Raw genomic sequence first — 8,758 nt, forward strand, 5'->3', positions numbered from 1 at the left:
GTCCGGAGGTTCCGGACCGGCACTCTGGGAGACCCGCTCCCGGGCGGGAGCCCGCGCGGGCCGCCGCTCAGGTCAGCATGCCGGCGCCACCATGCCGTTGCTGCCGGTGTAGACGTAGGCGTCGCTGATCCAATGCCCCGCGTACGCGCCGCCCAGCTTGTTCCACAGGCTGGTGGTGCCCCACGGGCCGGTGTGGCTCGTCCCGTACGCCTGGCAGACGATGCTCACCGAGACCCCGCCGCCGATGCTCCCGGTGATGGCGTATCCCGTCCCCGGCCCGGCGCGCAGGTTGTACGGTCCGCAGTAGCCTCCCGTGCACGCCGTCGTTCCGGGGACCTCCGAGCTGCCGGGATACAGCGTGCGCCATGCGCTCACGTCCCCCGAGGAGAGCGTGGTGCGCCCCCAGTAGCCCTGTACCTCGTACCCGTTCCAGTCGGTGAAGTGCAGCCGGCCGAACTCCCGGGAGTTGTAGTGCATGATGGAGGTCATGTCGTACCCCCCCATCTGCGTCCAGCTGCACGTGATGGCGAACTCCCCCGGGTAGGGGTTGGTGTCGAGCATCCGGATGTAGTTGTTCCGGTCGCAGCGCCGGACCTCGTGCTGGAAGCCCAGGGCGTGCCCGAACTCGTGCATGATCAGCGCCTTGGAGGCGTCGCTCCGCCCGATGTAGATCTCGCACGCGCCGTTGTAGCAGCCGCCGTAGTAGTTGGACCCGGAGCCGTAGTAGACCACGATGTGATGGTACTGGCCGTTGTAATCCACGAAGTCGATCCCGGGCACCTGGCTCTCGATCTGGCTCAGCGCCGACGTCAGGTTGTTCGGGTTGTAAACCCTCCGCACCGGGATCACGCCCTTCGTGTCGCTCCAGAGAGAAGCACCGGTGGAGTGCAGCGAAAGGCGGGGACGGAGTCCGTCCCCGTCCCGCTGGCGGAGCGCTTCCTCGGGCGTGCTCGCGATCCGGTCCGCCGGGCCCAGGCCGATGTCGCCGTCCCAGATGGCGTGGCCGTTGACCACCTGGTAGCCGATGGCTGTGGGACTCCCGTCTGCCCCAAGCACATACCCGGTGAGGACCGGGCCCTTGGCCGGGTCGGTGATGCCGGTCGCCACCACGGGGGCGTCGTCGGGGGCGGCCGTGGGGGCGACGATGGCGTCGTCCTGACAGGCTGTGAGTGCCGCGAACGTGGCTAGCGCAGCGGCGGAACGGAGGAAGCGCATGCGGAGCTCCATGGAACCGGATGAGAAGGTGCCGTCCGGACACAGGAGTCCAGGCGGTGCGGGTATTGGCGCATCACGCACGTATTGTGCCTGCTGTCGGAAATTATGCTGCCAGAAGGCGGCCTGCGGCTCCCCCGAGCGCCCCGGTGCCGGTCCGGCCGTGCTCGTCCTCGCTGTCGCCCGCCGGGAGCGGTGGTGTCCGCTCCGGGGGACGGATTGGGGGACCGTGAGGATCCGCCGTAACCCGTTGGCGGGTAAGCGGATGCGCGTGCGCCCCGATGCTCTTCGGGTCAGGAAAGCCAGGCGCGGCAAGGGCTTGCGGCCGGGCGGCCCGCCCCGGCCGGCGCGCAGCTCCCGACGAGCCCGCCGCCCGGCATCCCCCTTGCAACCCCGGGGGGCACCGACGAGGTTGTCCCGGTCGGTTCGGTTGCGGTGCGGTCCCACTTTCAGCGAGGAACATGAAGATGACGAAGTACGCACGCTCATTGACGGCGCTTGCCGCCGTGGCGACTCTCGGCACCACCGGGCTCACCGGATGTGCGTCGACCCTGAACAGCACCGAGCGCGGGGCCGTGGTCGGCACCGGCACGGGTGCGGCGATCGGCGCGGTGATCGGGAAGAACACCGGCTCCACGGCCCGCGGCGCCATCATCGGCGCGGTGGTCGGCGGGGCGGCCGGCGCCATCATCGGGCGCCAGATGGACAAGCAGGCGGAGGAGATCGAGGAGAACGTCGAGGGCGCCCGGGTGGAGCGCATCGGCGAGGGGATCGCGGTGACCTTCGAGTCGGGGATCCTCTTCCCGTTCGACTCCGACCGGCTCTACCCGGCCGGACAGGCGAACCTGCGCAAGCTCGCCGACATCCTGAAGCGCAACCAGGGGAGCGAGGTGCTGGTCGTGGGGCACACCGACTCCACGGGTGACGACAACTACAACATGGGCCTCTCGGAGCGCCGTGCGAGGGCCGCGGCCAACTACCTGATCTCGCAGGGCGTCTCTCCCAGCCGGATCCGCACCGCGGGCCGCGGTGAGACGGAGCCGATCGCCTCGAACGCGACGGCGGCCGGGCAGGCGCAGAACCGCCGCGTGGAGGTGGCGATCTTCGCCAGCGAGGCGCACCGCGAGCAGATCCTGCGCGAGAGCCGCCAGCCGTAAAGGCTCTCGACCTGCCGCAGCAACGTGAGCCGCCCCCGGTGCCGATCGGCACCGGGGGCGGTCTCTCTCGTGCTCACCCTCCGGCCCTCTCCAGAGCCCCTGCGCACTTCGCACTCCCACACTCCCCGGCTCCACCGGGATCACAGCAGCTCCAGCAGCAGCCTGGCCGCAAGCTTCGCCGTCCGCCCGTCGGGGTCGTGCGGGGGGGAGGTCTCCATGACGTCCGCGCCGACGAGGCGCGGGTCGGCGGCGATGGTCTTCACCAGCGTGATCATCTCGCGCGAGGTGAGGCCCCCGATCCCGGCGGCGCTCACGCCGGGGGCGAAGGCCGCGTCGGCGGCATCCATGTCCACGCTCAGGTACAGCGCGTCGGCGCCGGAGGTGGCGGTGTAGAGGGCCTCCTTGGCAGCGCGGGCCGCGCCGTGCGCCTCCACGTCGTCCACGGTGGTGAGGCGGATCCCCTGCGCCTCGGCCCACTCCAGGTAGTGGCGCGAGTTGGCGAAGGGGCGGATCCCGATCATCGCCACCCGCTCGCCGGAAAGGATCTCCGTCTCCAGGGCGCGGCGGAACGGGGTGCCGCTGGAGAGCGAAGCCTCGTCGTCGTACTCCCGCACGTCCAGGTGCGCGTCGATGGTCACCAGCGCCAGCCGAGCCTCCGGGCGCGCGGCGGCCAGCCCGCGGATCAGCGACCCCGTGCAGCCGTGGTCGCCGCCCAGGAAGACCGGGCGCGCCCCCGCGGAGAAGACCCGGCGCGCCGCCTCCTCGATCCGCGCGTGCGCCGCCGCCCCGTTCATGGAGGGGAGCGCCAGGTCCCCCAGGTCCAGGGCGGGCCGGGGCTCCCGCTCCCCGTCGAAGATGCCGAAGGAGGCGAGCGCCTCGCGGATGGCGCGCGGGCCGAAGCGCGCCCCGGGGCGGGAGGGGATCCCCCCGTCGTAGGGGAGGCCCAGCACCACCCGCCGTGCGTCCAGCGCCTCGTCCGCGGCGGGGGCCAGGAGCGAGGGCGCCCGCGGGTCGCGGGGATCCGGGGAGGCGCGCAGGCCGTGCAGGAGGTCGTCGGTCGGATCGGTCATGGTCGGCTGGACGGGGCTGGCGTTCGCTTGCTCCACTCGGCGTGTCCGCTAAGTTATCCGCCTAGCATATCGAAACCAGACGCCGCGGGGCCAGTCCCCGCGGCCCGGACGTATACCGAGCCCCGAGCATGCTTCGAATCCTCACCGGCATCCAGCCCTCCGGCGCCCTGCACGTGGGCAACTACTTCGGGGCCATGCGCCCGCTCATCCGCATGCAGGAGCGGGGACAGGTCTTCTGCATCCTGGTGGACCTGCACGCGCTGACCACGCTCCAGGACCCGGACGCGCTGCGGGAGAACACGCGGAGCGCGGCGCTCGACTTCCTGGCCGCCGGGCTGGACCCGCAGCGGAGCATCTTCTTCAAGCAGTCCGACGTGCCGGAGCACGCGGAGCTGATGTGGATCCTCAGCACCGTCACCCCCATGGGGCTGCTGGAGCGCGCCCACGCCTACAAGGACAAGGTGGCGAAGGGGATCGCCCCCAACGCGGGCCTCTTCGTCTACCCCATCCTGCAGGCCGCGGACATCCTCCTCTACGACGCCGACGTGGTCCCCGTGGGGAAGGACCAGAAGCAGCACCTGGAGATGGCCCGCGACATGGCCGTGAAGGTCAACGAGGCCTTCGGCGAGGACACGCTCAAGCTCCCGGAGCCGGAGATCGCGGAGGAGGTGGCGGTGGTCCCCGGGATCGACGGGCAGAAGATGAGCAAGAGCTACGGCAACACCCTGAACATGTTCGGGGAGGAGAAGGCGCTCCGGAAGCGGGTGATGTCGATCGTCACCGACTCCACGCCGCTGGAGGAGCCCAAGCCGACGGAGGGCTCCAACATCCTCGCGCTGTACCGGCTCTTCGCGAGCGCCGAGGACGTGCGCCGCATGGAGGACGACTTCCGCGCCGGCGGGATCGGCTACGGCGACTTCAAGAAGCGGCTCTTCGAGGCGATCATGGACCACTTCGGCCCAATGCGCGCCCGCCGCGCCGAGCTGGAGCGCAACCCCGACTACGTGGACGAGGTGCTCCGCCAGGGCGCCGAGCGCGCCCGCGAGGTCGCCGGGGTGACGATGGACCGGGTACGCGTGGCGATCGGGCTCCGGTAGGGTTTCGCGCGGGTCGTGTCGTCGGCTTTTTCGCGCGTGGGCGGTCGAGGGCGGGGGTGCCGAACGGCAGGTTGCAGTGCTCCCCTCTCCCGCTTGCGGGGGAGGGGCCGGGGGAGGGGGCCGCGTGAGGGATGCGAGCCCGAAGGGGCGAGACCCGCGCTGTTTGCGGGGCTCGCCGCCGTTAGCCAGCGTTGTTTGCTGGCTTACGGCGCCGCAGCCCGACCCCCGCGCCAGCGGGGGGCACGCCCAAACGAGCAGTTCGTAAACCTCGCTCCAACCCCACCCGGTACGCGATGTGCTGGGAGGCGGGCGGGATCCGGGGCCGCACGACGCGGCCCCGGAGGCGTGAAGGAGCCATGACTGCCGGGAGGGAGCGATGCGCGAGGAACACCTGCACGGGGCCGAGGCCGCCGGCTCGGACGACACCACCATCGTCGGCGCGACGAACGCCGCGGACGAGATCCGCGACAACCCCGCCGATCCGGGTGCGCCGCGGGGGAGGGAGCCCGTCACCGAGGTCCTGACACTGGTCTGCGAGCAGTGCGGCAAGGACTACTTCTTCGAGGACGAGCCCCCGCCCGCGGACATGACCTGCGAGAAGTGCGGCGGCACCGTGTTCCGCGCCTTCCATGACAGCGTGGGCGACGAGGCGGCGGACGACTTCCGCGACTCCACCGAGCGCGACCTGGACCCGGACGATCCCGAGGGCGACGCCCTGCCGGGGGACCTCATGGATCTCAACAACCTCTGACGCCGTGCCAAACCCACTCTTCACCGGCTCGGGCGTGGCGCTGGTCATGCCCTTCGCCGCGGACGGGATCGACGAGGGCGCGCTCCGCGAGCTGGTGCGCTTCCACCTCCGCGAGGGGACCGACGCGCTGGTGGTGAACGGGAGCACCGGCGAGGCCCCCGCCATGTCGCCGGAGGAGCAGCGCCGCGCCGTGGAGGTGGTGGCGGAGGAGGCCGGCGGGCGCGTCCCCGTGATCGCCGGGGCGGGCGGGAGCGACACCGCGGCGGTCGCGCGGCTGGCCCGCGCGGCCCGCGAGGCGGGGGCGGACGCGCTGCTCCTTTCGCCGCCGCCCTACAGCAAGCCCACCCAGCAGGGGATCGTCGCCCACTACCGCCGGGTGATGGACGCGGCGGACCTCCCCACCATCGTCTACAACGTCCCTGGCCGCACCGCGTGCAACATCCTCCCGGCCACGGTGGAGACGCTGGCGGAGGATTCGCGCGTGGCGGGGGTCAAGGAGGCCAGCGGCGACGTGTCGCAGGTGGCGGAGCTGGCGCGCCGCGTGGCGGACCGGGTGGCGCTCTACAGCGGCAACGACGACCAGGTGGTGCCGCTCATGGCGCTGGGGGGGAAGGGGGTGATCTCGGTGCTCGCCAACGTGGCGCCGGCGGACACCTCGCGCATGGCGAAGGCGTTCCTGGAGGGAGAGGTGGAGGAGGCGCGCCGCCTGCAGCTCCGCTACCTCCCGCTGATCGCCGCGCTCTTCCGCGAGCCCAACCCGGTGCCGGTGAAGGCGGCGGTCGCGATGCTGGGCTTCGCCGTGGGCGGCGTGCGGCTCCCGCTCCTGGACGCCTCGCCCGCGGTGCGGGAGGAGCTGGAGCGCGAGATGCGCGCGCTGGGGATCGCCCCGGGCGCGGCGACTGCCGCCGCGGAGGGCTGAGTGGCGGAGCCGGTGCGGGTGCTGCTGAGCGGCGCCTCGGGACGGATGGGGCGCACCCTGGCGCGGCTGGCGGCGGAGCAGGGGGTGGAGGTCCTGGGCGGGCTGGACCGGACGGCGGACGCGGAGCGCGCCTGCGACATCGGCTGCCCGGTGCTGGTGGCGCCGGAGGACGCGGGAGAGCTGGTGCGCTCCGCGGACGTGGTGGTGGACTTCTCCGCCCCGGAGTTCCTGGCGCGGCTGGTCCGCGCGCAGGGCGAGGCGCTGGCGGGGAAGGCGCTGGTGGTGGGGACCACCGGGCTGGGGCCCGAGGAGCAGGCGCTCCTGGCGCGCCTGGCCGGCTCCGCGGCGACGCTCGCGGCCGCCAACTTCAGCGTGGGGGTGAACCTCCTGGCCGCGCTGGTGGAGGAGGGGGCACGGGTGCTGGGGACTGCGTACGACGTGGAGGTCGTGGAGGCGCACCACCGCCGCAAGGTGGACGCGCCCAGCGGCACGGCGCTGGAGCTGGGGCGGGCCGCGGCCCGCGGGCACGGCGTGGAGCTGGACCCGGTGCGGCGCGACGGGCGGAGCGGCCGTCCGGGCGAGAGGCCCGCGGGGGAGATCGGCTTCCACGCGGTGCGCGGCGGCGACGTGGTGGGGGAGCACCGCGTGATGTTCCTGGGGGACCGGGAGCGGCTGGAGCTGGTGCACCTGGCGCAGGATCGGGCCCTCTTCGCGGAGGGGGCGCTGCGGGCGGCCCGCTGGATCGCCGGGAAGGCGCCGGGCGCCTACACCATGCGCGACGTGCTGGGGCTGGGCTGACCCGCCGGAGCGGCGTCTCGGGGAGCGGTCAGGGCGCCGTGCCCCCGCCGCCCGGCGAGCGTGGAAGCTGCTCCGCGGCGGGACTCTTCACCATCACGGCGCCGGAGCCGCTCCCGCCCGGGATCAGCTGGTCCTGCAGCGGGGCGGTGCTGTCGTCTCCCCCGGTGGCGAGCATCACCGCGAGCAGCACGGCGGCCGCGGCCAGCCCGACGGCCGCGGGGAACACCAGGGAGGCGGCACGGAAGCGGCGGGCGCGCCTCCGCTTCCGGTAGGGCGCGGCCGTGGAGGCGGCGATCCACTCCCTGTGCCGGTCGATCAGATGGTCGGGCCGCGGCCGTTCGGGGACCCGCAGCTCGGGGGCCGGGTCGACGCGGACCATTCGCAGGCTTTCTGCCATTGCAGGACGGGTTGAGCGTGGCGCACTGCCGTCGGACGACAGCCCCCACGTGTCCTGCACGTTTCGTGCTCCGGCGCGGACGAGCCGGAGCCGCCTGCCTGCACCCGGCCGGGCGCGCCGGTTCCCCCGCCCCTGAACCTCCTTCCCGCCGCCCGGCGGCCGACCCCCCGACGAATGACTCCCGTGCGCCGTCTCGTCCTCGACCTCCGCGAGCGCCGTCCGCTCTGGACCCTCCCCGACTGGGCCGCGGAGGAGATCCGCGCCGCGGTCCCCCCGGAGTGGGAGACGGTGGAGGTGCGCGCCGCCGCGGACGGGCAGGGGGACGGGGGCGGGCCCTCGCCGGAGGCGCTGGAGGCGGTGCGCGGGGCGGAGGTGTACCTGGGGTACGGGATCCCGCGCGAGCTGTTCCGCGCCGCGACCGCGCCGCCCGAGGGGCGGCTCCGCTGGGTGCACTCCGGGGCGGCGGGGGTGGGCGGCTCGCTCCACCCGGAGATGCGGGGCTCCGGCGTGGTCCTCACCAACTCCGCGGGGATCCACGCCGAGCCCATCGCCGACAGCGTGCTCGCCATGGCGCTGCACTTCGCGCGGGGGCTGGACTTCGCGGTGCGGGCGCAGGCGGAGCGCCGCTGGTGGAAGGAGCCCTTCGAGCGCGCGGACGCCCCGGTGCGCGAGGTGGAGGAGCTGACGGTGGGGCTCCTGGGGCTCGGCGGGATCGGGCGGGCCGTGGCGCGGCGCTTCTCGGCGCTCGGCTCCCGCGTGCTCGCCACACGCCGCCGCGGCGGCGACGCTCCGGAGGGAGTGGAGCTGCTGGGCGGGGACGACGCCTTCGGGCGCCTGCTGGAGCGGAGCGACGTGCTCGTGGTGGCGGTGCCGGAGACGCCGGAGACGCGCGGGATGGTCGGCGGCGCGGAGCTGGCGCGGCTCCCGCGGGGCGCAGTGCTGGTGAACGTGGCCCGCGGGCGGGTGGTGGACGAGGAGGCGCTTGCGGAGGCGCTGCGCGCGGGCCGGCTGCGCGGGGCGGCGCTGGACGTCTTCGCGCGGGAGCCGCTCCCGCCGGAGTCGCCGCTGTGGGGGCTTTCCAACATGCTCCTGACGCCCCATGTTTCAGGGACCTCACACCGATTCTGGCGCCGCGAGACCGACCTGATCGTCGAGAACCTCCGCCGGTACGTGGCTGGCGAGCCGCTGCTCAACACGGTGGACAAGACGGCGGGGTACTAGAAGGCTGTTGAAAAAAGGCGCGCCGCCAGGGGCTGGGCAGTAGATTGGGCGCATCGCTCGGAGGCTCGTTCCCCCGGACCGGAGTCGACATGCTCGGACGCAACTCCTCGCAACCAGCCCTCTTCCAGATGGTGGA

9 protein-coding genes are annotated in these 8,758 nt (G+C 73.3%); 6 read left to right on the plus strand and 3 right to left on the minus strand.

The window, feature by feature from the left end:
* Positions 1–72: 72 nt before the first annotated feature.
* On the minus strand, positions 73–1,215 hold the full coding sequence (locus VGR37_18570) for a M12 family metallopeptidase (protein HEV2149414.1): 1,143 nt from the start codon (positions 1,213–1,215) through the stop codon (positions 73–75).
* Positions 1,216–1,679: 464 nt separating this feature from the next.
* Here VGR37_18570 and VGR37_18575 point away from each other — a divergent pair, with 464 nt between their 5' ends.
* Positions 1,680–2,369: an OmpA family protein gene (locus VGR37_18575; GenBank protein ID HEV2149415.1), complete on the plus strand. Its 690-nt coding sequence runs from the start codon at positions 1,680–1,682 to the stop codon at positions 2,367–2,369.
* A gap of 140 nt (positions 2,370–2,509) precedes the next feature.
* Here VGR37_18575 and VGR37_18580 read toward each other — a convergent pair whose 3' ends face one another.
* Positions 2,510–3,475, minus strand: a complete 966-nt coding sequence (locus VGR37_18580; GenBank protein HEV2149416.1) for an agmatinase family protein — start codon at positions 3,473–3,475, stop codon at positions 2,510–2,512.
* Positions 3,476–3,567: 92 nt separating this feature from the next.
* Between VGR37_18580 and trpS the strand changes: the two genes are divergently transcribed.
* From trpS to dapB, 4 genes are all read left to right on the plus strand, one after another.
* Positions 3,568–4,536, plus strand: coding sequence for a tryptophan--tRNA ligase (gene trpS, locus VGR37_18585; protein HEV2149417.1), 969 nt, complete (start codon positions 3,568–3,570; stop codon positions 4,534–4,536).
* A gap of 376 nt (positions 4,537–4,912) precedes the next feature.
* The gene (locus VGR37_18590; GenBank protein HEV2149418.1) at positions 4,913–5,287 is read left to right on the plus strand and encodes a hypothetical protein; all 375 of its coding nucleotides are present in this window, start codon (positions 4,913–4,915) and stop codon (positions 5,285–5,287) included.
* A gap of 4 nt (positions 5,288–5,291) precedes the next feature.
* Positions 5,292–6,206: a 4-hydroxy-tetrahydrodipicolinate synthase gene (gene dapA / locus VGR37_18595; protein ID HEV2149419.1), complete on the plus strand. Its 915-nt coding sequence runs from the start codon at positions 5,292–5,294 to the stop codon at positions 6,204–6,206.
* Positions 6,207–7,004, plus strand: a complete 798-nt coding sequence (dapB, locus tag VGR37_18600; GenBank protein HEV2149420.1) for a 4-hydroxy-tetrahydrodipicolinate reductase — start codon at positions 6,207–6,209, stop codon at positions 7,002–7,004.
* A 28-nt stretch (positions 7,005–7,032) separates the two neighbouring features.
* On the opposite strand, the gene VGR37_18605 is transcribed toward dapB, so the two are convergent.
* Complete coding sequence (locus VGR37_18605; GenBank protein HEV2149421.1) at positions 7,033–7,383, minus strand: hypothetical protein; 351 nt, start codon at positions 7,381–7,383, stop codon at positions 7,033–7,035.
* Between the two features lie 201 nt (positions 7,384–7,584).
* On the opposite strand from VGR37_18605, the gene VGR37_18610 reads away from it, so the two are divergent.
* The gene (locus VGR37_18610; protein HEV2149422.1) at positions 7,585–8,622 is read left to right on the plus strand and encodes a D-2-hydroxyacid dehydrogenase; all 1,038 of its coding nucleotides are present in this window, start codon (positions 7,585–7,587) and stop codon (positions 8,620–8,622) included.
* Positions 8,623–8,758 lie beyond the last annotated feature (136 nt).

The organism is Longimicrobiaceae bacterium (assembly GCA_035936415.1).
Taxonomy (GTDB): Bacteria; Gemmatimonadota; Gemmatimonadetes; order Longimicrobiales; family Longimicrobiaceae; genus JAFAYN01.